The organism is Marilutibacter maris (assembly GCF_006546735.2).
Lineage (GTDB): Bacteria > Pseudomonadota > Gammaproteobacteria > Xanthomonadales > Xanthomonadaceae > Marilutibacter > Marilutibacter maris.
Map to the genome: position 1 here is coordinate 1 of NZ_VICD02000219.1, position 21,178 is coordinate 21,178.

At 63.2% G+C, this 21,178-nt stretch carries 16 protein-coding genes and 1 pseudogene; 8 read left to right on the top strand and 9 right to left on the bottom strand.

Annotated features, from left to right (window positions below):
* The 6 genes and pseudogenes from FKV24_RS19325 to FKV24_RS12835 form a co-directional block, all read left to right on the top strand.
* Positions 1-278: pseudogene (locus FKV24_RS19325) on the top strand (hypothetical protein); the annotation flags it as partial.
* A 394-nt stretch (positions 279-672) separates the two neighbouring features.
* Positions 673-888 (top strand): HP1242/YdcH family protein, encoded by a 216-nt coding sequence (locus FKV24_RS12815; RefSeq protein WP_111267946.1) that lies wholly within the window; start codon positions 673-675, stop codon positions 886-888.
* Positions 889-1,180: 292 nt separating this feature from the next.
* Positions 1,181-2,557 carry a pyridoxal-phosphate dependent enzyme gene (locus FKV24_RS12820; protein WP_111265576.1) on the top strand — a complete coding sequence of 459 codons (1,377 nt, stop codon included), beginning with the start codon at positions 1,181-1,183 and terminating at the stop codon, positions 2,555-2,557.
* Positions 2,558-2,716: 159 nt separating this feature from the next.
* Entirely contained in the window at positions 2,717-3,934 is a 1,218-nt protein-coding gene (locus FKV24_RS12825) for a cystathionine gamma-synthase (RefSeq protein WP_141482646.1), read from the top strand.
* A gap of 18 nt (positions 3,935-3,952) precedes the next feature.
* On the top strand, positions 3,953-4,885 hold the full coding sequence (locus FKV24_RS12830; RefSeq protein WP_141482647.1) for a sulfotransferase family protein: 933 nt from the start codon (positions 3,953-3,955) through the stop codon (positions 4,883-4,885).
* Between the two features lie 42 nt (positions 4,886-4,927).
* The gene (locus tag FKV24_RS12835) at positions 4,928-8,878 is read left to right on the top strand and encodes a glycosyltransferase (protein ID WP_141482648.1); all 3,951 of its coding nucleotides are present in this window, start codon (positions 4,928-4,930) and stop codon (positions 8,876-8,878) included.
* 182 nt (positions 8,879-9,060) lie between these two features.
* On the opposite strand, the gene FKV24_RS12840 is transcribed toward FKV24_RS12835, so the two are convergent.
* Entirely contained in the window at positions 9,061-10,134 is a 1,074-nt protein-coding gene (locus FKV24_RS12840; RefSeq protein WP_141482649.1) for an ABC transporter ATP-binding protein, read from the bottom strand.
* A gap of 1 nt (position 10,135) precedes the next feature.
* The gene (locus FKV24_RS12845) at positions 10,136-10,876 is read right to left on the bottom strand and encodes an ABC transporter permease (protein WP_170288302.1); all 741 of its coding nucleotides are present in this window, start codon (positions 10,874-10,876) and stop codon (positions 10,136-10,138) included.
* Between the two features lie 368 nt (positions 10,877-11,244).
* Here FKV24_RS12845 and FKV24_RS12850 point away from each other — a divergent pair, with 368 nt between their 5' ends.
* A complete protein-coding gene (locus FKV24_RS12850) occupies positions 11,245-13,062 on the top strand; it encodes a hypothetical protein (RefSeq protein ID WP_141482651.1) in 1,818 nt (605 codons plus the stop codon).
* 31 nt (positions 13,063-13,093) lie between these two features.
* Here FKV24_RS12850 and rffA read toward each other — a convergent pair whose 3' ends face one another.
* The 7 genes from rffA to FKV24_RS12885 form a co-directional block, all read right to left on the bottom strand.
* A complete protein-coding gene (gene rffA, locus FKV24_RS12855) occupies positions 13,094-14,230 on the bottom strand; it encodes a dTDP-4-amino-4,6-dideoxygalactose transaminase (protein WP_141482652.1) in 1,137 nt (378 codons plus the stop codon).
* 56 nt (positions 14,231-14,286) lie between these two features.
* The gene (locus FKV24_RS12860; RefSeq protein ID WP_141482653.1) at positions 14,287-14,661 is read right to left on the bottom strand and encodes a DMT family transporter; all 375 of its coding nucleotides are present in this window, start codon (positions 14,659-14,661) and stop codon (positions 14,287-14,289) included.
* Positions 14,662-14,745: 84 nt separating this feature from the next.
* Positions 14,746-15,909: a bifunctional GNAT family N-acetyltransferase/hotdog fold thioesterase gene (locus FKV24_RS12865; protein ID WP_141482654.1), complete on the bottom strand. Its 1,164-nt coding sequence runs from the start codon at positions 15,907-15,909 to the stop codon at positions 14,746-14,748.
* Entirely contained in the window at positions 15,906-16,889 is a 984-nt protein-coding gene (locus FKV24_RS12870; RefSeq protein WP_141482655.1) for a glycosyltransferase family 2 protein, read from the bottom strand. Before FKV24_RS12870 ends, FKV24_RS12865 begins: the two co-directional genes overlap by 4 nt.
* 96 nt (positions 16,890-16,985) lie before the next feature.
* Positions 16,986-17,927: an electron transfer flavoprotein subunit alpha/FixB family protein gene (locus tag FKV24_RS12875; protein WP_141482656.1), complete on the bottom strand. Its 942-nt coding sequence runs from the start codon at positions 17,925-17,927 to the stop codon at positions 16,986-16,988.
* On the bottom strand, positions 17,927-18,673 hold the full coding sequence (locus tag FKV24_RS12880) for an electron transfer flavoprotein subunit beta/FixA family protein (protein ID WP_111265591.1): 747 nt from the start codon (positions 18,671-18,673) through the stop codon (positions 17,927-17,929). Before FKV24_RS12880 ends, FKV24_RS12875 begins: the two co-directional genes overlap by 1 nt.
* 115 nt (positions 18,674-18,788) lie before the next feature.
* The gene (locus FKV24_RS12885) at positions 18,789-19,628 is read right to left on the bottom strand and encodes a D-hexose-6-phosphate mutarotase (RefSeq protein WP_141482657.1); all 840 of its coding nucleotides are present in this window, start codon (positions 19,626-19,628) and stop codon (positions 18,789-18,791) included.
* 110 nt (positions 19,629-19,738) lie between these two features.
* Between FKV24_RS12885 and FKV24_RS12890 the strand changes: the two genes are divergently transcribed.
* Positions 19,739-21,151 carry a mannose-1-phosphate guanylyltransferase/mannose-6-phosphate isomerase gene (locus FKV24_RS12890; protein ID WP_141482658.1) on the top strand — a complete coding sequence of 471 codons (1,413 nt, stop codon included), beginning with the start codon at positions 19,739-19,741 and terminating at the stop codon, positions 21,149-21,151.
* Positions 21,152-21,178 lie beyond the last annotated feature (27 nt).

Consider the following 21,178-nt stretch of genomic DNA (forward strand, 5'->3'; position numbering starts at 1 on the left):
CCAAGCTGCCGCCGGTCCGGCGCGAGCGCCGCGGCGAGGTGTTCACCCTGTCCGGCGATGCGTTCCGGTCCGGGCGCTCGGCCCTGAGCGGCTCCGGCGACGGCCATGTCCGGGCGCTGGCGGCCTACATCCAGGCGCTGTCCGGCAACCGCACGGTGCGGGTATCCGGGCAGGGCGCGAGCGTGGTCAGCGATGCCCTGGTCGCCGCGGGGATCGCCGCCGGCCAGTTGCGCGTCTCCGATGGCGGCGGCAATCGTGTCGAGGTGGTCGTTCCGTAATTTTTCCTTGGGCGTCAATGGCTTGGGGTTGGGTTTGGGGCCGGTCCGGTGGCCGTGGCGCATGCCGGTTCCGTTCATCCACCGGTGCTTGCCGGCGGCTCCGGCGAGGAGTAGGGTCATATATCCAAGCGGCCTCCATCCGCTTGGTGACGAGCCCGGCCCGATGAAGCAGACGCCCTCTCCGTCGACCCCCGCAGCCCTGTTCAGGGCCGCGGCGGGGACGTGCGGACAGGGTCGACAAGGATGCCTCGTCCTGATCCATCCCCTGCCGGGCCACATCGCTGACCTGCGTGACGCGCCTCGACCCCTGGTCGGGGCGTTTTCGTTTGCAGGCCCTCCCTGACAGCCCGGCCCCGGCCGGACGTAATCCCCCGCAATGCTGAAGGAGGTTTCCATGTTCGAAGAGCAGCCGCAGCCCGAGATCGAGGCGCTGATGAAGGCCGATCCGGAGTTCAAACAGCTGTATCAGCGTCACAAGCTGCTGGACAAGAAGGTGACCGACGCCGAACTGGGCGTTCTGCCGATCGACGATGTCACCCTGAACCAGATGAAACGCGAGAAGCTCGCCGCCAAGGATCGCTTGCTGCGGATGTACGACGCCCAGCACTGATGCCCGGACGGTGCCCGGCCGACTCCGGGCATCGCCCCTGTGCCGGGGCGACGTCGAAGCGTGTTTTCCGGGCGGCGGCGCCTCCTCGTCGGTGCCGCTGCCCAGAACCCGGAGCCGCCGCGGCTGCATCCGCAGCCGCGGCGGCTGTCCGGCCCCGATCTGCGTTCCCATCCCCGTCATCCATGCCATCGCCGCGCCCGCGTGGCGCGCCCGGGCACGGCGCCGCCGGTCCGCCGGTTAGAATTCCCGTACCCGCCGCAGCGACGCGGCCTCAGGAGACCGGGCGACCCGCATGGCCATTCACGATTCCGTACTCGAACTGATCGGCGCCACCCCGATCGTCAAGGCCCAGCGCCTGGATACCGGCGTTTGCGAGCTGTATTTCAAGCTGGAATCGCAGAATCCAGGCGGCTCGATCAAGGACCGGATCGGCCTGAAGATGATCGAGGCCGCCGAGGCCCGTGGCGACATCAAGCCCGGCGACACCCTGGTCGAGGGCACCGCCGGCAACACCGGCATCGGCCTGGCCCTGGTCGCGCAGCAGAAGGGCTACAAGCTGGTCCTGGTGGTCCCGGACAAGATGAGCCGGGAGAAGATCTTCAATCTCAAGGCGATGGGCGCCCAGGTCGTGCTGACCCGTTCCGATGTCGCCAAGGGCCACCCCGACTACTACCAGGACATGGCCGAGCGGATCGCCCGCGAGACCCCGGGGGCCTATTTCATCAACCAGTTCGGCAACCCCGACAACCCGGCCGCGCACGAGTACGGCACCGGTCCGGAAATCCTGGCGCAGATGGCCGACGTCGGCGGGCTGGACGCGATCGTGTTCGGCTGCGGCAGCTCGGGCACGATGAGCGGGCTGTCGAAGTGCTTCGCCGAACACTCGCCCCACACCGAGCTGGTGCTGGCCGACCCGGTCGGCTCGATCCTGGAGGAGTACGTCAACCGCGGCACCCTGTCGGAGAAGTCGGCCAGCTGGATGGTCGAGGGCATCGGCGAGGACTTCCTGCCGACGATCTCCGACTTCAGCCGGGTCAAGAAGGCCTATGCGATCAGCGACCAGGAGAGCTTCCTGACCGCGCGCAAGCTGCTGGAGCAGGAGGGCATCCTCGGCGGCTCCTCGACCGGCACCCTGCTGGCCGCGGCGCTGCGTTACTGCCGCGAGCAGACCGAGCCGAAGAAGGTGCTGGTGTTCGTCTGCGATACCGGCAACAAGTACCTGTCGAAGATGTACAACGACTACTGGATGCTGGACAACGGCTTCCTGGAGCGCGAGCCCAGCGGCGACCTGCGCGACCTGATCCTGCGGCCGTACGCGCAGCGCGACACCGTGGTGGTCGGTCCCGCCGACCTGCTGGTCACCGCCTACCAGCGGATGAAGCTGTACGACGTCTCCCAGTTGCCGGTGATGGACGGCGACGTCCTGGTCGGCATCGTCGACGAGAGCGATGTGCTGCTGCACGTCTACGGCGACGAGGCGCGCTTCCGCGACCCGGTCTCCACCGCGATGGTCAGCAAGCTGGACAAGGTCCAGGTCGGCGCTCCGATCGAGTCGCTGCTACCGATATTCGACCGTGGCCATGTCGCCATCGTGATGGACGGCGAGCGCTTCGTCGGTCTGATCACCCGCATCGACCTGCTGAACTACCTGCGCCGGCGGGTGCAGTGACGGGCGTCGCAGGCGTGGAATTCACATGCCGTTGACATCACATTTCACCCACCGGGATAGCTGAATACCAGCGTTCCGGCGGGTGCCGATGTGCGGATGGCCGAGGTAAACTTAGCGGTCGCCGTGCCCGCGGGCATGGCCCCGCAGCGGGAACAGGCAATGACACAACGACATCCGGACGGCGAAGCGCGCAGGCCCGGTCTGGGCACCCTTGCGATCCACGCAGGGCAGGCGCCCGATCCGAGCACCGGCGCGGTGATGACGCCGATCTACGCGACCTCGACCTATGTACAGGCCAGCCCTGGCGAGCATCAGGGCTTCGAGTATTCGCGCACCCACAATCCGACCCGCTTCGCCTACGAGCGCTGCGTCGCGGCGCTGGAAGGCGGCAGCCGCGGCTTCGCGTTCGGCTCCGGCATGGCCGCGACCTCGACGATCCTGGAGCTGCTCGACGCCGGCAGCCACGTCGTCGCGATGGACGACGTCTACGGCGGCACCTACCGCCTGTTCGAGCGCGTGCGTCGCCGCAGCGCCGGGCTGGAGGTCAGCTGGGTCGATCTCAGCGACGCCGCCGCGTTCGAGGCGGCGATCCGCCCCGAGACCCGGATGGTCTGGATCGAGAGCCCGACCAACCCGATGCTGAAGCTGGTCGACATCGAGCAGATCGCCGCGATCGCCCATCGCCATGGCCTGTTGGTGGTGGTCGACAACACCTTCTGCTCGCCGATCGTGCAGCGCCCGTTCGAGCTGGGCGCCGACATCGTGATGCACTCGGCGACCAAGTACCTCAACGGTCACTCGGACATGGTCGGCGGCATCGCGGTGGTCGGCGACAACGCCGAGCTGGCCGAGCAGATGGCCTTCCTGCAGAACTCGGTCGGCGCCGTGCAGGGGCCGTTCGACAGCTTCCTGGCGCTGCGTGGCCTGAAGACCCTGCACCTGCGGATGAAGGCGCACTGCGACAACGCGCTGGCGCTGGCGCAGTGGCTGGAAAGCCATCCCGCGATCGACAAGGTCATCTACCCGGGCCTGGCCTCGCACCCGCAGCACGCGCTGGCGAAGCGCCAGATGGACGGCTTCGGCGGCATGATCAGCATCGTGCTCAAGGGCGGGGTGGACGCGGCCAGGCGCCTGTGCGAGCGCACCGAGCTGTTCGCCCTGGCCGAGTCCCTCGGCGGAGTCGAGAGCCTGGTCAACCACCCGGCGATCATGACCCACGCCTCGGTGCCGCCCGAACGCCGCGAGCGGCTGGGCCTGAGCGACGCGCTGGTGCGGTTGAGCGTGGGGGTGGAGGATATCCAGGACCTGCGCGACGAACTGGAGCGGGTGTTGGACGGCGATGTCGGAGGAGAGTCCCCGGCATTCGGTAGTCAGTGAGGAAATTACGAAAACGGTATGGAAACGAACAAGAAAACAAAACCAGTATTCATTATCGGTGCGCCCCGCTCGGCGACTTCCGCCATGGTCTGGGCTCTCGGGCAGCATCCGAACATCCAGCCGATGCCGGAAACCGCGTGGATCGCGAGCTACGGCGTGGGTGCTTATCTCTCATACCTGAAGGGATCGGAGCGGGAGCGCTTCTCTCACCTATCGAACGTCGATTACCCACTGGAGCCGTTCATGCGACGGGTCGGTGAATCCGTTGATGCCATAGTCCGCGATGTATTCGCGGTTCGTTGTGAACGCTTCTACGGCGACTACAGGACCACCGGCGTTTTGTCCGTCAATCCTAGGCATCCGAACCCGAATCTACAGATCTTGCGCTCTGTCGACGACGCGAAGCAGCGCTGGATCGACGGCACGCCGATGAATTCGCAGTTCATCTGGATTCTTGCGCAGATGTTTCCGGAGGCGCGCTTCATCCACAACCTGCGTCAGCCGCACGAGGTGGTGACCTCGCTGGAGGGCTTCGCGACCGTGGGCGCCGACCCGCAGCCTCTCACCCAGGGGCTGGAAACCTGGATCCAGCATACGGAGAACGCCTGGTTCGCGGAGCGTGCATTTGGAAATGCCAGGGTGTTTCGTGCGGACTTCCATCGGATTGCGCAGGAGCCCGAGGAGTTGCTCGCCGAGATTCTCGAGTTCCTGGGGGAAGATTTCGATCCGGCCTGTCTGCTTCCGCTGAAGCATCGCTTGAATTCGTCCGAAGTCGACGCCAGGCGAGAGGAAACTCTGCAGAGGCTTCGTGACCTGAGGGCATTCCAGACCGCGGAGGCGCTCTACGGACAGATCGTCGAGAAGAAAGTCCAGCGGCAACCCGACGTGGAAGCCGAAGCCGTTCTTGAACGTCGTTTTCTCGACTATTGCCACGAAAAAACTCTTGTCTGATTGACTGAGTCCTCGATCTCTCCCGGACTTTCGAGCAACCTAATGAGCCTCGATCCAAGAATAGAGCAGAAAGGTGTATCGTCCCGGATCTCCCGTCGGGCGGTCCTTGTGCTTGGCATGCATCGGGCTGGCACCTCGGCATTGGCAAGAGTCTTGTCGATACGCGGAGCGGAACTGCCAAATGAGTTGATGCCGGCCAATGAGGGTAACCCTTCTGGGTATTGGGAGCCTCGTGCGATCGTCGACTTTAATGATCGCCTTCTTGCCTACTTTGGCGTCGAATGGAACGACCCGTTCGCTGCAGAGCAGATATCCCCTCATGGCGCAATTCCTGAACGTTTCTACCAAGAGGCGGCCGGGATCGTGGAGAGCGAGTATGGCGATGCTGAGCTGCTCGTTCTCAAGGATCCTCGTTGCACTCTGCTTCCCGAGTTCTGGAACGAGGTTCTTGTTCGTCTGGGTATTGAGACGGTGGTCGTCGTCATCATGCGCCCCTATCTCGAAGTGGCCGAATCGCTGCGTAGGAGGGATGGAACCGCATTGACCGCCGGTGTCATTCTGTACAACTCCTATGCGGCGCAAAGCATCGCGTTTGGTTGCCGGCACGACGCGACATTCATCACCTACGAGCAACTGCTCGGTGATTGGCGCGGCACAACCGATCGTATCGCCGTCCAGCATGGGTTCCAGTGGCCCCGGGGTGGGGCAGCGGCGGCCGCGGAGATCGAGATGTTTCTCCAGCCGGGCGCCGGGGTGGCTGAAACACGGGTTGGCGGGATTCCGCCAGCCCTGCAGGGAATGGCCGACGCCTTATGGGAATGGTTGAAGGCGAGCGCTTCGGGCGAGCCCGTGGCGGATGTTGCGCCCGTGCTCGCCGAACTGGAGTCGTTGAGTGCGCTGTACGCGCCTGTGCTTGCGGAAAGAACGCTGCGCATGCAGCGAATGGCAGCGCGGATTGACTTCCTGGAATCGCGTGAGAAGGAGCTTCACGCCATGTTCGAGGACTCGCAGGGTACGCTCGCGATTGCGGCGGTGCAGCGCGATGAAGCGCTCAAGCAGCGCGACGAAGTGCTCAGGCAGCGCGACGAGCTGACGGCGCGAGCTCACGCGCTGGAAGCCGTGGAGGAAAAATTCCGACAGATCGTCGACCACCGCGATGAGCTGACGGCGCGACTTCAAACGCTGGATGCCATGGAAGAAAAGTTTAGGGAAGTCGTCGGCCAACGCGACGAGTTCCAGAAAGACAGGGACAAGCTTCTGGATTTGTGCAGGGAACTGGAGAAAAGCGAAACCCGGATCATGGAGCGTGTCGAAGCTCTGGAGAGCTCGAAGGACGAACTGCTCGCGCATATCGAAGCTTCGGACGCATTCGTCGAGAGTCTCTGCGACGTCCTGGACGATGTAGATGCCCGTACCCAAGGCGTCCTGGACGAGCGTGCGAGCGTCAAGATCGATCGGGAACAGTTGCGTAGCAGCCTGTTCGACTTGAAGAATGAGCTTGCAGAGACCGAGGCGCTTGTCGTCGATACGGAAGCCAGATATGCAGCAACTCGAGCGGAACTGGACGATGTGTTGAGCCAGCACTCGGAGCTGTGTGGCATGCATGAAGATGCTCTCGTCCGCCTTGATCGTGTCAGTTCGCAGCGCGATGCGATCATTTTCGAGAGGGATGGGTACAGAAGTCAGCTTGACCGGATCTACGCGAGCCGGAGTTGGGCGCTGACGCGGCCATTTCGCGGCGCTGCGCGATTGGGGCGTCGAGTGCTGGCAGGGCCGATTCGCGCCGTACTCGGACGTGGCAGGCAACTGAGTCTGCCGCGCCCCGAGAGCTTTGGCGTGACGTCCTTGGCGGCGGGGGGTGATGCGCGTGCCGATGGTGGTTTCCATGAAGGGCTGCGGAAGTTTTTGGATGCCGAGTTTGGCGGCGCCGCAGCCATGGAGGTGGCTGCTCGTGTCCGTGGCTTCGGACTTCCCGTCGATGTGAGTGAGGTGCGTTCCGCAGCAATCACAACGCTCGATGAAGATCAGGCCTGCGCATGGGCGAGGGAAATTGCGGAGCGCATACCGCTGTCGTCGATCGACCGCTACCGCCCGGAAGTTTCGATCGTGATCCCGGTATTCAATCAGGCTCGCTTTACCCTTGCCTGTCTGGATTCCCTGATATCTCATCGAACGCGCTACTCGTTCGAGGTCCTGATCGGTGACGACGGTTCCAGTGATGCCACCGGTGCGGCGTTTGCAATCGAGATGCCGGGAGTTACCGTGGTGCGGCACGCGGATAACCTCGGATTCGTGCGCAACTGCAATGCGACGGCCACCCACGCGCGCGGAAGATTTATCGTATTTCTGAACAACGATACGCTTGTTCTACCCAATTGGCTGGACGAGCTTATCGACTGCCTGCTTGCGGACGCAGCGATTGGATTGGTTGGCTCAAAGTTGATTTACCCGGATGGTCGCATGCAGGAGTGTGGCGCGATCGTCTGGAACGACGGGTCAGCTTGGAATTTCGGTCGCTTCGACGATCCGCGCAGGCCGGAATATTGCTATCTGCGCGACACCGATTACGTGTCGGGCGCCTCTATCGCGCTTCGCAGGGACTTGTGGCAGCGGCTTGGCGGATTTGATGAGTTGTTCGCTCCCGCCTATGCCGAGGATGCGGATCTGGCGTTCCGCGTGCGCGACCAGGGACTTCGCACCGTCGTCCAGCCGCTATCGCAGATCATCCATTTCGAAGGTGTGACCTCCGGCACCGACACCAGTCAGGGTGCCAAGGCCTATCAGGTCGAAAATCTCAAGAAGCTCACGCAGCGCTGGCAGGCGGTGATAGCCGGACATCGCGCCAATGCGCAGGAGCCCGAGTTTGAGAAGGAACGGAGTGTTCGGCATCGTGTCCTCTTCATCGATCACGTGACGCCCACACCTGATGCGGACGCCGGGTCGGTCGTAGCATGGGAGGTAATGCAGTCGTTCCTCGATCATGGGTTCAAAGTGACCTTCATCCCGGAGGACAATTTCGCGCACATGGGCGCCGATACGGCGCGCCTTCAGCGAATCGGCATCGAGACGATCTATCACCCCTCGTATTCCTTCATGGCCGACTTCCTTGGGGCCCGTCATGATCCTTTTGACGTGATTTTCCTGCATCGCTACAAGGTGGCCGAGGCGCACCTGCACGATCTGCGGAGACAGTTCCCGCAGGCCAAGGTCATGTTTCTCAACGCTGACATGCACTTTCTCAGGGAGATGCGGGAGGCCGAGCTGGCTCAGGACCGGGCGGCGATTTCACAGGCGCTGAAGACCCGCAGTCGCGAGCTGGGAGTGGTCAAGAGCGTTGACTGCACACTTGTGCACTCCACCGTCGAGCTCGACTTGCTTCGAGACGAGTGCCCGGACAGCTGCTCGAGTCTGTTTCCCCTGGTGCACGACCCCGTGCTCACGCCGGTGGGGCTGGAAGGTCGTGAAGGTGTCTGTTTCGTAGGGGGCTACCGGCATCCGCCGAACGTCGATGCCGCGTTGTGGCTTGTCAACGAAGTGTGGCCCCTGGTGCTCGAAGAGCGTCCCGATGAAGTCCTCTATATCGTCGGAAGCCATGCGCCGGATGAAGTGATTGCGCTCGGAGCCGAGAGGAATGTCGAGTTTGTCGGCTTCGTCGACAACCTGGATGCGTTCCTGGAAAAGCGTCGGGTTTCGGTGGCTCCGTTGCGATACGGCGCCGGCGCGAAAGGAAAGGTCGCGTCCAGTCTGGCCCAGGGTCTTCCCGTGGTATGCACGACGATCGCGGCTGAGGGCATGCAGCTGACGCCGGATAAAAATGTGCTGATTGGCGACTCACCGGCTGAGCTGGCTCGCCATCTGGTAACGCTGTTGTCTGAAAGCGAGATCTGGGGAGTCCTGGCGGACGAGGCGATTCGATATGCCGATGAGGTAACCGCTCGACGCCATGCCCGGTACCGCATCAGGAGTCAGCTTGAGCACTTGGGCGTGATCTAGTTCCGTCCCCCTAAGTGACCTGGCTTCGTCGCCGCGGGCAGGTCGCGCTGATGGGGGGGCTTTGCCGTGCGAATGTCGCGGGCATCATACCGTTCACGCATCGCGTTCATTTGCCAGGCAATCGTTGGTGTCGCGATGCCATGTCTGTTCCCGGATCGCGGGCGCGGGTGCATCCGTGAAAGCTATGCGTCCTGGGACGTCGTCACACTGCCTAGAAGCTCGCCGTCAAAGTCGTCGTAGAGCCTGAATTCCATGCCTGCGCGGATCCACGCGCCAAGCGTGCGCTCCCCGTCCGCGGGGCCTGTGCCGATCAACTTCTCCTCACCGTTGGCAAGCCGCACTGCCAATCGCGTGCGGGACACGTTGAATCTGGCGACATTCCAGATCAGTTGGACCTTGGTGGATGCGGGGTCGGGCGATGAAGTGCAGGGGAGCTCGCGGAGCTTCAGCACCCCGTCCGGAATCGGAAGCCGTGGTTGCCTGGACGCTTCCTCTAGCAGCAGGCGCTGCGATCGAGTCTCGTCCTCGTAGGCTTCCAGTACTTCGCTGGTGGAGCCGTATGCCCTGATGCGTCCGTCCTCCAGCCAGAGGCATTCGTCGGTGACTCGACGCAACAGGGAGTTGTTGTGCGAAGCGACGACACAGATATGCGCTGCTTCCAGCACGCTGTTCATGCGATTGACGACCTTTTCCTGGAACTCAGCGTCGCCGGCCCCGATCCACTCGTCCATGATCAGGATGTCATGCGCGAATGTCGTCGTGATCGCAAACGCGAGCCTAAGCGCCATGCCCTGCGAGTACGTGCGCAGGGGCATGTCCAGATAGGGCCCCAGGCCGGTAAAGTCGGCGATCTCACTGACGACGGCGTCGATCTCGCGTCGCGACCGTCTCGCCATGAGACCCTTGAGAACGATGTTTCGATAACCTGTGGCTTCCTGCCGGAACCCGATTGTCATGTTGAAGATGCCAGACACGCGTCCCTGGGAAGTCACCTGGCCACGCTGAGGGTGATACAGGCCGGCAAGTGTACGCAGCAGTGTCGATTTCCCCGACCCGTTGTGGCCGATCAGGCCCAGGCGCTGGCCAGAGGTGAGGGACAGGCTGATGTTGTCGAGTGCCCGAATCCATGTCCCGCCGTTATAACGAACCGGAGAACCTCCCAACCGGGGGTGCTCAGCTCCATGCAATGAGGAATGGGATGTATCGATTCCCTTTGCCGGGAAATACAAACTCACGGAATCGGCGCGCAGGTACATGTCAGATCCAGAAGATAAGACTGGAGCGGGAGCGTGCATAGGCGAGTATGCCGGCAGGAAGTCCCGCCAGGTTGATGCCCGCTACGACGAGCCAGCTGTCCAGCGGGACATTCCCGTACAGCAACGGCTCTCTAACGATGGCCACAAAATGGGAAGCCGGATTCCAGACTGCAATCGACGCCAGCATTCCATTCGTCGACGGAAGCCACAGGATGGGAGTCGCGAAGAACAAGAGCCGCATGAAGGTCTGTACGGCATGATGAAGGTCCCGATAGTAGACGCAAAGCGGTGCCAGCAGCGCCGTCAGCCACACCGAACATAGTGCGTAGGCCAGCAAGCCCGGAATCGCCCAAAGCATGGTCGGGCTCCAAAGCGACGGCTTGAGAGCGAGCGCCGCCACCATTACAAGGAACACCAGCATGAACGTCATGATGTTCCGCGCCACGCTTTGAAGAATGTACACGGGGTAGGGCGTTGCCGTGCCCAGGATCCAGTGGCGTGCATGAGTGTATGCGGTGCAGGCGTCGGTCATCGTTGAATTGATGAACGTCCATAGCCCGAAGCCCAGGGTCACGAAGAGGCCAAACTCAGCCGCGGGCACACTGGAAAGTTGGCCGAATATCGCGACCTTGACCGCAACGAACAGGGCGAATGAGACCACGATCCAGGCCAGGCCCAGCGCGGTTCTGCGGTAACGGTCACGCAGGTCCTCAAGTGCCAGGTTGATCCAGAGGTCGTTCATCGCCAGGGCGTCGCGCCACTCGCGCGCGGACGCGCCCCAAGGGAGATGGTGAGCTGCGGTGGGCTGGGGCGGGGAGCCGGAATCAGGGCGAGTCATTGGTGGAGTGGCTCTCGTTGCCAGGCGGTTCTGTCGGCCGAGTCCAGGACTGGGCACCGGAGCGGAGCGTTCGGCGATCGGAACGAATCGGTCACATGCCCCGCCTAAAGCGCCAGCCCCGTTGATCGAAAGCTCCTGCGGGCGCCTATCTGTATCGAGCGTGGACTGGGGGCGATCATATCATCGGGTAGCCCGTTGGAGAGCGGTTGCCGGCTTGCGCGGTGGGAGTCGGCGCTAGGACAATGAGCGACCGTCGACCATGGGTTGCCTAGATGCCACGCGTCAGACTCGTTGCCTTTCTTGCCTGTGTGCTTGCCGTTGTCAACGCGCTAGCGTTTACCTATGCGAACGCAATTCCGGTTCCTTCGGCGGACGCCTGGTATTTCATTGATACCTTCGTCCGCAAGGCCGTTGACGGGAATCTGGGATATCTGGACTTCTTCGCGCAACGTGGTGCCGGCGATCATTCCCAGCCGTTGCATAGGATCGTTCTGCTTGTCCACCTCTATGCAGGGGATCTGGACTTTCGCATGGAGGCGATGGTTGGCGTCGTCCTGGGCGTAGTCAGCTGCGCTCTGCTGGCGCACGTGCTGTGCCGTTCGATATCGGACAGCGGGATAGCAGGGAAGCTTCGTTGCGGCATCGGCGCCATATCGATTTTCCTGGTCGGTCTTTCGCTTAATGCGACGAATATCTACACCTGGTCTCTCGTCAGCTTGGCATGGATATCGTTGCTGGCATGTGTGAGCTACTGGATCGCCGCGCCCCGCTTTTCCGAAGGAGCGGGTCGGCTCACGGTGCTGTGTGCGCTGACTTTCACCTTGGGGGTTCTGATAGATGAGCTTGCCCTCCCCGCCTTCGTCGCCCTGATCTGCGGCGTGGCCGTCAGGGATGGCTGGCGTGCTCCCATCACCGCACTGCGCATGGCGATCGTGGGTGGATTGGGGCTTGCGCTCGCCCGGTTGTTCCTCCATCTGGCGGCAGGGAATGGTGCAGCCGATGCGGCCGGTGGGTCGCTCGGCGCGATGTTCGAGATGTTGTTGGGCTCCGGAGGATGGAAGGCGGTTGTCGTGCCGCTGTCCGACTCCCTTGTGCATAGGGAGCATCTCGATCGCCTGTTCAAGGACTGGGCGGTGCCTGTCGAGTTCATGATCGCCATCTCTCTGGCGGTGTTGCACATCGGTTTCTGGTGGCGAGCTTTCGATCGTACCAAGCGACCGGGTTCGAGCGTGCTCGTGATCTCTGTAGCGATGATGCTCTTTTTCTACGCGACGATTTTTGGCATTGCGCTTTCGCGCGCATCGAGTTTTGGGGCGGACTATTTCCATCAGCCACGCTATGTCGTCGTTTATCAGCTGAACCTTCTGGCCCTCATTCTGATGTTTGCGGGCAGCGGGAACAGGGCGAACGGGATCAATGGGGGCGTGGCCCGATCGGTGTGGGCCTGGCGTGCATGCATCGCGGGCGTGATCGCACTGGTATTGTTGCAGGCTCTCCTGTCCCTTTTTGCGTGGAGAAGTGCGAAGTACGTGCAGGACTACACCCGGGGTGCTGCCGAGTCTCTCGCGGCCTTGGGGCGTGAACCCGCCACCAGAGAGGAGGTGGCATGCCCGCAGATCCTTACGATCTGCAAGGCTGCTCCGGAGGTGCGTATGCGCACGATGAGCCTCCTGCGGAACAATGCCCTGTCGATCTACTCGGCGGATTTCAGGCATGCCCACGGGTTGGACGCGCTGCAGCTGGGGCAGGATCCGGCAGCGGCGATGCCGGCCGAGGATGGATCTTGCTCCATCCCGGTACTGCGCGGGGGGCCGCGTCGGATCTCCGGGGGCATTGCGTTCAACAGGCAGCCGAATGGCGAATCGGCGTTCTGGATCATGGTTCCCGATTCCGCGCCTTCCTTCCGTGTGATGTTCAGGGGCAGAGCCTTGACGACCCACCGGCGAGGAGGGCTAGTGACGTTCACCTTCGATGAGGAACAGGCTGCAGTAGCGGCATCCGGCGAGCGGCGCCTTGTCTACGACATCGAATGCGATGGCCGGGATGTTGAGGAGTTCGTTGTCGAGGTGGATGGCCGCAGCGTCGACTGACGCTGCGCCAATCTCGATGTGCGGCACCGCCTCAGGCAAGAGCGGCCATGAGGGCCTCATCTGCCTTTTCCATGACCTCGTCGAGGTTGTCTTCCAACCCGATCCAGAGCGGCATGCGCACTAGCCTCTCACTGATGCTGTCGGTGACGGAAAGCGTCCCGTTGCCACGCCCGTGCCGTAGTCCGGCCGGAGCCGTGTGGAGAGGGATGTAGTGGAACACGGCTTGAACGCCACGCTGGCGAAGGCCGTCAATGAATCGGGTTCTCGCCTCAAGCGAAGGCAACAACATGTAGTACATGTGGGCATTGTGGCCGCAATCGTCCGGTACGGTTGGCCGGCGTATCCGCTCCTCAGACTCGTGGCGTTTGGCCCAGCTGTGATAGCGATTCCAGATGGCGATGCGTCGAGCGGTGATGTCTTCCGCGGCATCCATCTGGGCCGACAGGAATGCCGCTGTGATCTCGCCTGGCAGGAATGACGAGCCAATATCGACCCATGTGTACTTGTCGACCTGGCCGCGGAAGAACTTGCTGCGATTGGTGCCCTTTTCCCGGATGATTTCTGAGCGCTCGGTGAAGCTTGCATCGCGACAGAGCAATGCGCCGCCTTCGCCCGAGATGATGTTCTTTGTCTCGTGAAAGCTCAGGGAGCCCAGGTCGCCTATGGTTCCCAGTGGACGGTTCTTGTAGTGGGACATGATGCCTTGGGCGGCATCTTCGATCACGGCCAGGCCATGACGCGAGGCGATCTGCAGAATCGTGTCCATCTCGCAGGCTACGCCAGCGTAGTGCACGACGCAGATGGCTCTGGTCCTGGGCGTAATCGCAGCCTCGATCAGGTTCTCGTCGATGTTGAGTGTGTCTTCGCGGACGTCGACGAATACCGGCACCGCACCGCGCAGCGCGAACGCGTTGGCGGTGGATACGAACGTATAGGACGGCATGATGACTTCGTCGCCGTCCCGCAGATCCAGCAGTAACGCGCTCATCTCGAGGGCGGCGGTGCAACTGTGTGTCAGAAGCGCCCTGGCGGCTCCGGTCTGCTTCTGCAGCCAGTGGTGGCATCGCCGGGTGAAGTCTCCGTCGCCCGAGAGGTGTCCCTTGGCATGCGCCTGAGCGATCAGCCAAAGCTCGCGCCCGGTCATGTACGGACGATTGAAGGGGATCATGCGTGTCGTTTCCTTGTCGGGGCACGGAGCTCCGTGCTGAGCTGCGGACGTTGCGTTCAACCCTGGCTGGATACGATGAGGCCAATGATGATCAGGGCGAGTCCGGCGACCTTCGGCCCGGTCATGGCTTCACCAAAAAAAGGCACTGCGAGGTAGCTGACGAGTATGAAGTTGAGCGCCATGAACGGATAGGCTCTTGATAGTTCAAGCCTGGACATGGCCAGCATCCAGCAAAGCGATGCGGCAAAGGCGGCAAGAAGCGCGGAGATGATCCAGGGCTTCAGCAGCAGGGCGGCGACCGGGGGCCATTTCGCGGCGAAAGCCGGCGGCGCTGATGTGCCGGAGGTGACCTGCCACTTGATGACGAGCTGACCGTATGTGGTCAGCAGGACGGTCGCCACGACCATGGTCCATGCGAACAGGTTCTTCATCGTGCAATGCCCGGATTGTTTGAGGGGAGCGAGCTGTCTCTGCACGCCAATGGAGGCGTCCGATTCTGGGAGGCATTCATATGCTCAGGTGGGTGGGCGCTTGAGAAGATCGCAATAGCTGAGCAGGCACAGGTTCTGCCTGTCGTCGTGTATCGTGGCGACGGCCGGGATGTGTCCGCCTTGCTCCACCTCGGACAGGTAGCGGATCCGCAGCCGGTGCGGAGCGCCGCAATGTATGGGCCGCATGAAGATGAAATCGGAACGAAGGAACAGCGTGCCTGGTCCCGGAACTTCCGTGCCGAATATTCTGGAAAGCTCGGCGCCGGCGAGCATGCCGTGGGTGATCCGGGATGCGAATCCCGCTGCGCGGGCGGCCTCGTCGTCGAGGTGTACAGGATTGCAATCGCCGCTGACCTCGGCGAACTGGGCGACCTGTTCAGCGCTGAACACCAGCGACTTGTCCACCAACGCCTCGCCGGCCGACAGCATGGCGTTGATATGGACGGTGTCGAACGCGCGGGTCAGGGAGAATCCTTCGCGTGCCCAGACCTTCTGGACGGCAAGGTTCCAGACCTGGGTGGATACCTTCATTAGCTGGAATCCGCGCTTGCGGAACTCGGTCTGCGTGTGACGTATCAGGTCGCCATAGAGCCCGCCGCCGGCATGGTCCGGGTGCACCCCATAGAGCACGCCTTCACAGAGGTCTGTAGAGGCATCGAACGCGCAGGATGCGAACGCGACAATATTGCCATCTCGCCTTGCGACCCAAGTGATCCGTCCCTCGGTGTCGGTCAGGTATCCTGCGGCCCACTCTGCGTAACCGGCGAGGATATCCGTGCGATCCAGATATGGATTGGCGTGGTAATGGCTCACGTATCCGTCGAAAGTGGCTTCTACAAGGTGCTCCACTTCCGCCATGTCCGACGGGGTTGCTATCGAGAAGGCGATGTCCTGATTGCGAAGTGGACGGGGCTCGTACGACTCCAGTGCAACCTGATAGTAGACCAGCGTGTCTGCGTGAATCGGAGGCATTCCGTACTTGGAAAGCTTCTGCAGCCGTCCGGCAGACCCCGCAGGTAGGCGTAGGATGGCGACGTCGACCTGGTTGGCGATCAGCTCGCGGAGCAGGGCGCGCTCGTCTACTTTTTCAAGTGTGCCGCGATGGATGATCAGCCCGAACCTGTTGCTGTCGAGCTGCGACCGGGCCAGCAGTTCGGGATGGGAGTTCGTGCGGGACTCAACGTTCATTCGGATCCATCCTTCGGTGCGTTCAGTTGCTTGCTGATTATGTAGTACGGCCGCCCCTTGGCATCGTTGAACAGTCGTCCCAGATAGAGGCCGATGATTCCGACGCAGAAGATCATTACGCCTCCCAGGAGCCAGATGGAAGCGATGACGCTGGTAAAGCCCGCCACGGCGATGTCGCCTACGCTATATCGGTAAACGCTGAGCAAGACCACGCAGAAGGCAAACAAGGAGAAAGCTAACCCAAGCTTCACGACAAGACGAAGCGGCTTGTCCGAATAGGAAAGAACGATATTGATAGCCAGACGCAGCAGCTTTCTGAAGCTATAGCCGCTTTGTCCTTCACTACGCTCGGCGTGCTTAACCGGAACAAGTGCCTGCCTGAAGCCAGACCACTTCACCATCAACGGGAAGCATCGGTCCGACTCGGACATCGTGTTGACGGTGTCGATCACTTGGCGCGTGAACACGCCGAAGTTGGCGGTACTATGGTCCTGGTGAGTGTCGGTGAGATAGCTCAGCGTGCGGAAGAACGCATAGGAGGTGAATCTCTTGAATGCGGAGTCCTGGCGTTCGATGCGCTGCGCGAACGCAACATCGTGACCTTCACGGATTGCCGCCACCAGCTTGGGCAACTCCTCGGGAAGGTCCTGCAGGTCGCAGTCCATCACCGCGACGAGTTCCCCTCGCGCCTGCTCGATACCCGCTGCGATCGCGTAGTGTTGGCCAAAGTTGCGCGACAGCCGCAGGCCACGCACGTGTGGATGAACTGCGCACAGCTCCTCGATCCGGGACCAGGCGCCGTCGGGACTGTTGTCGTCGACGAGAATGATTTCCGCTTCCATCCCCAGTTGCCGGATGGCGATGGTGCTTCTTTCCGCCAGGGATTCCAGGCAACTCTTACACCCATATACCGGGGAGACAACTGAAAGTAGCCCCGGCTTCACATCGGGCCTGGGGCGGGTTTGCGGAGTTCCGTTCATTGATTCTTCGGTACGTGGGCGGAGTGCAACTGGATATACGCAGCCCGCCAGTCCGGAGCGGGTGAAGGGCTGCGTTCGGGGGCAGCGCCAGAGCGCCTAGCCCAGCGCGGCCTCAAGTTCCGGCAGCACCTTGAACAGGTCGCCTACCAGGCCGATGTCGGCGACCTCGAAGATCGGTGCGTCGGCGTCCTTGTTGATCGCGACGATGGTGCCGGCGTCCTTGATTCCGGTCAGGTGCTGGATCGCGCCGCTGATGCCGATGGCGACGTACAGCTCCGGGGCGATGATCTTGCCGGTCTGGCCGACCTGCATCTCGTTGGGCACGTAGCCGGCGTCGACCGCGGCGCGCGAGGCGCCGACCGCCGCGCCGAGCTTGTCGGCGAAGTCGAAGATGATCTTGAAGTTCTCTTCCGAGCCGACACCGCGTCCGCCGGACACCACCCGCCGCGCCGACTGCAGGTCGGGGCGGTCGGAGCTGCCGGCCTCAAGGCCGACGAAGCGGGTGTGGGTGGGCAGCTCGGCCTCGACCGTGGCCGCTTCCACCGTGGCGCTGCCGCCGCGCGCGGCCTCGGACCAGGACGCGGTGCGCACGGTCGCGACCACGGTGTGGTCGGCCGGCGCCTCGACGGTGACGATCGCGTTGCCGGCGTAGATCGGGCGCTTGAAGGTATGGCTGCCGTCGACCGCCATCACGTCGGAGACCTGGGCGACCCCGAGCAGGGCGGCGACGCAGGGCATCAGGTCCTTGCCGAAGGTGGTCGAGGGGCCGAACACGTGACTGTAGCCGGCGGCCAGCGCGGCGATCTGCGGGGCCTGTACCTGGGCCAGCGCTTGCGCATTGGCGGCGTTGGCGACGGTCAGCACCTTGCCGACGCCGGCGACCTGCGCGGCCTCGGCGGCGACCGCGGCCGGGTCGGCGGCCAGGACCACGATGTCGATGGCTTCGGGGTTCAGCGCCTGCGCGGCGGACACGCACTTGGCGGTGGATGCGTTCAGCTTGCCGTCCAGGTGTTCGGCGACGATCAATACCTTGCTCATTACAGCAACCCCTTCTGCTTCAGTGCGGCGACCAGTTCGGCCGCGTCCTTGACCATGACGCCCTTGCTGCGCTTGGCCGGCGGGGCGTAGGCGGTGGTCTTGAGCGTGTCGCCGGTGTCGACGCCGAGGTCGGCGAACGCGATCGTGTCGATCGGCTTGCTCTTGGCCTTCATGATGTCCGGAAGCTTGATGAAGCGCGGCTCGTTCAGGCGCAGGTCGGTGGTGACCACCGCCGGCAGATCGACCTCCAGGGTCTCCAGGCCGGCGTCGACCTCGCGGGTCACCGTGGCCTTGCCGTCGGCGACCTCGAGCTTGCTGGCGAAGGTCGCCTGCGGACGGGCCCACAGCGTGGCAAGCATCTGCCCGGTCTGGTTGGCGTCGTCGTCGATCGCCTGCTTGCCGAGGATCACCAGGTCCGGCTGCTCCTTCTCGATCAGCTTGAGGAAGGTGCGGGCCGCGGTCAGCGGCTGGATCGGGGCGTCGCTGACCACGTGGATGGCGCGGTTGGCGCCCATCGCCAGGCCGTTGCGCAGGTGCGCCTGGGCGTCGGCCGGGGCGATCGTGGCGACCACGACCTCGCTGGCGATGCCCTTGTCGCGCAGGCGCAGGGCCTCTTCCAGCGCGATTTCGTCGAAGGGGTTGGCCGACAGCTTGACGCCATCGGTGACGACGCCGGAACCGTCCGGCTTGACCTGGATGCGGACGTTGTAGTCCACCACGCGCTTGTAACCGACGAGGATCTTCATCGAGTGGGGGTTCCTGAATAGGGCTTTGAAAAGGACTTCGAAACGGAGCCCGGGACCGCTCGGCGACCGGGCCAGCCCCCAATTCTAGCGCACCGGCCGCAGCCGGCATCGGGACTCAGCCCGCGGCCAGCGACAGTCGCTGCCGTCCCTGCCAGCGCTCGCCAGGCTTGAGCGTCACCGGGTCGAGGATGCGTCCGGCCTCGACGCAGACGAAGCGGCGGTGATCGCCCGGGGCGAGATCGTCGAGTTGACGGGCCGCGGCCTCCCCTGGGTTCCAGACCACGACGTCGCGGAAACCGTCCATCTCGATCCCGAGCGTGTCGTCGCCATCCTGTAGCCGCAGCGGCGCGGCGACCTCCGGGTAGACCCGGTCGACCGGGCCGGCGAAGGTCAACGGTCCGCGCGGCGGCCGTTGACGCGGTCCGTGAAGGGACTCCAGGTAGTCATGCCCATCCAGTCCGTACAGGGCCGCGTCGCCAATGTCGCCGACCCTCAGGTAGGTGTGCAGGGCGGCGCAGAACGAGAAGGGCGTCGAGCCTGGGTTGTGGACCGTCAGGGCCAGGCACAGCGAGCGGGACGCCAGGCGGGCATGCAGTTCCAGCCGGAACGGGTGCGGCCACGCCGCCAGGGTCTGTTCCGAGGCCTGCAGCGCCAGCGCCAGTTCGCCGTCCGGTGCCGGCAGCCAGAGCCAGCGGCGGTGGCGGGCGATCCCGTGACGCGGTCCGTCGCCCCAGGCCGCGAACTGCGGAAAGATCACCGGCACGCCGCCGCGCAGCGGGCTGCCGGGGCGATGCAGGCCGGGTGAGCCGGGAAACAGCCATTCGCGGCCGTGGGCCTGCCAGTCCAGTACTTGTCCGCCATAGGAGGACGCAGCCATGGACATCCTGTGCGCTGCGGATCGCCGGATGTCGAGGACGGCATCACGATCCTGTTGGTGAGGAGGCATCTGCGTCATGCGAGAATGATAGCGGCGCGCCAGGCGCGTAGAGGGGTTGGCCCAGCGTCGACGGTATCGTGACGGCTGCAGCCCCTTCTCTCCCCGATCAACTCTTCACGGAGCGATAGATGCTTCATCCAGTCGTCCTGAGCGGCGGTAGCGGAACCCGGTTGTGGCCGCTGTCCCGGCACAACCAGCCCAAGCAGTTTCTATCCCTGATGGGCGACCGTTCGCTGTTTCAGGAAACCCTGTTGCGGGCCAGTCGTCTGCCGGAGGTACAGCCGCCGGTAACTGTTTGTGCCGAGGATCACCGCTTCATGGTCGGGGAGCAGCTCCTGGAGGTCGGGCTGTCCAACGGTGGCATCATTCTGGAGCCGGCCGCGAGAAATACCGCGCCCGCGATCGCGCTCGCAGCGCTGCATGTGCTGGAAAGCGATCCTGACGCGATCATGCTGGTTATGCCGGCCGATCACCTGATTGAGGACGAGACGTCGTTCCGCTCGGCGGTGGAGCGTGCATGGGCGCAAGCTGACGATGACTGGCTGGTTACTTTCGGCATCACTCCCGACTATCCGGAAACAGGGTATGGATACATCCGCCAGGGGGCCGAGTTGGCGGCAGGCGTGCACCAGGTTGCAAGCTTTGTCGAAAAACCCGACGCAGCGACCGCTGAGCATTACCTTGCCGAGGGTGACTATGCCTGGAACTCGGGCATGTTCCTGTTCCGGGCCGCCCGCTATCTCGACGAGCTGAAGCGACACGTGCCGGCGATGCTTGAGGCCGTTGGCGCGGCTTATGCGGGCAGAACGACGGACCTCGACTTTACTCGTCTGCCCGAGGCCGAGTTCCTCGCCAGCCCGAGTGACTCGATCGATTACGCGGTGATGGAGAAGACAGACCGTGCCGCAGTGGTGCCGGTCAGTTGCGGATGGAGCGACATCGGCTCGTGGTCGTCGCTGTGGGCTGTGGCCGAACGTGATGACGACGGCAACCTCAACCAGGGCGATGTCATCTCCGTCGACAGTACCGGGAACCTGGTGCGTGCAGCGGACCGAAGGATGATCGCGACCCTCGGCGTAGAAGACCTGGTGATCGTGGACACGCCGGATGCCACCCTGGTTGCGCGCAAGGATCGGGTCCAGGATGTGAAGATGATCGTGGACAGGCTGAAGAGCGAAGGGCGCCCGGAGCACCTTTTCCATCGCAAGGTCTACCGTCCGTGGGGCAACTACGACTCGATCGACATGGGTGAGCGCTTCCAGGTGAAGCGGATCGTGGTCAAGCCGGGAGCGGCACTGAGCCTGCAGAAGCACCACCGGCGCGCGGAGCACTGGATCGTTGTCTCGGGCGTCGCCGAGGTCACCTGCGACGACCGCGTGTTCGACCTGCGCGAGAACGAGAGCACCTATATCCCACTGGGCAGCGTGCACCGCCTGCGCAACAACGGCGCGGAACCGGTCGAGCTTATAGAGGTGCAGTCCGGCAGCTATCTTGGCGAGGACGACATCGTCCGGCTGGAGGATGTCTACGGCCGCTCGTGAGAAGCCGCGCAGCCGCTATCGGCCGTT

Excerpts from the sequence above, each read along its gene's own strand:
- FKV24_RS12815 (WP_111267946.1), top strand. The coding sequence starts at position 673 with ATGTTCGAAGAGCAGCCGCAGCCCGAGATCGAGGCGCTGATGAAGGCC.
- FKV24_RS12820 (WP_111265576.1), top strand. The coding sequence starts at position 1,181 with ATGGCCATTCACGATTCCGTACTCGAACTGATCGGCGCCACCCCGATC.
- FKV24_RS12825 (WP_141482646.1), top strand. The coding sequence starts at position 2,717 with ATGACACAACGACATCCGGACGGCGAAGCGCGCAGGCCCGGTCTGGGC.
- FKV24_RS12830 (WP_141482647.1), top strand. The coding sequence starts at position 3,953 with ATGGAAACGAACAAGAAAACAAAACCAGTATTCATTATCGGTGCGCCC.
- FKV24_RS12835 (WP_141482648.1), top strand. The coding sequence starts at position 4,928 with ATGAGCCTCGATCCAAGAATAGAGCAGAAAGGTGTATCGTCCCGGATC.
- FKV24_RS12840 (WP_141482649.1), bottom strand. The coding sequence starts at position 10,134 with ATGTACCTGCGCGCCGATTCCGTGAGTTTGTATTTCCCGGCAAAGGGA.
- FKV24_RS12845 (WP_170288302.1), bottom strand. The coding sequence starts at position 10,876 with ATGAACGACCTCTGGATCAACCTGGCACTTGAGGACCTGCGTGACCGT.
- FKV24_RS12850 (WP_141482651.1), top strand. The coding sequence starts at position 11,245 with ATGCCACGCGTCAGACTCGTTGCCTTTCTTGCCTGTGTGCTTGCCGTT.
- rffA (WP_141482652.1), bottom strand. The coding sequence starts at position 14,230 with ATGATCCCCTTCAATCGTCCGTACATGACCGGGCGCGAGCTTTGGCTG.
- FKV24_RS12860 (WP_141482653.1), bottom strand. The coding sequence starts at position 14,661 with ATGAAGAACCTGTTCGCATGGACCATGGTCGTGGCGACCGTCCTGCTG.
- FKV24_RS12865 (WP_141482654.1), bottom strand. The coding sequence starts at position 15,909 with ATGAACGTTGAGTCCCGCACGAACTCCCATCCCGAACTGCTGGCCCGG.
- FKV24_RS12870 (WP_141482655.1), bottom strand. The coding sequence starts at position 16,889 with ATGAACGGAACTCCGCAAACCCGCCCCAGGCCCGATGTGAAGCCGGGG.
- FKV24_RS12875 (WP_141482656.1), bottom strand. The coding sequence starts at position 17,927 with ATGAGCAAGGTATTGATCGTCGCCGAACACCTGGACGGCAAGCTGAAC.
- FKV24_RS12880 (WP_111265591.1), bottom strand. The coding sequence starts at position 18,673 with ATGAAGATCCTCGTCGGTTACAAGCGCGTGGTGGACTACAACGTCCGC.
- FKV24_RS12885 (WP_141482657.1), bottom strand. The coding sequence starts at position 19,628 with ATGACGCAGATGCCTCCTCACCAACAGGATCGTGATGCCGTCCTCGAC.
- FKV24_RS12890 (WP_141482658.1), top strand. The coding sequence starts at position 19,739 with ATGCTTCATCCAGTCGTCCTGAGCGGCGGTAGCGGAACCCGGTTGTGG.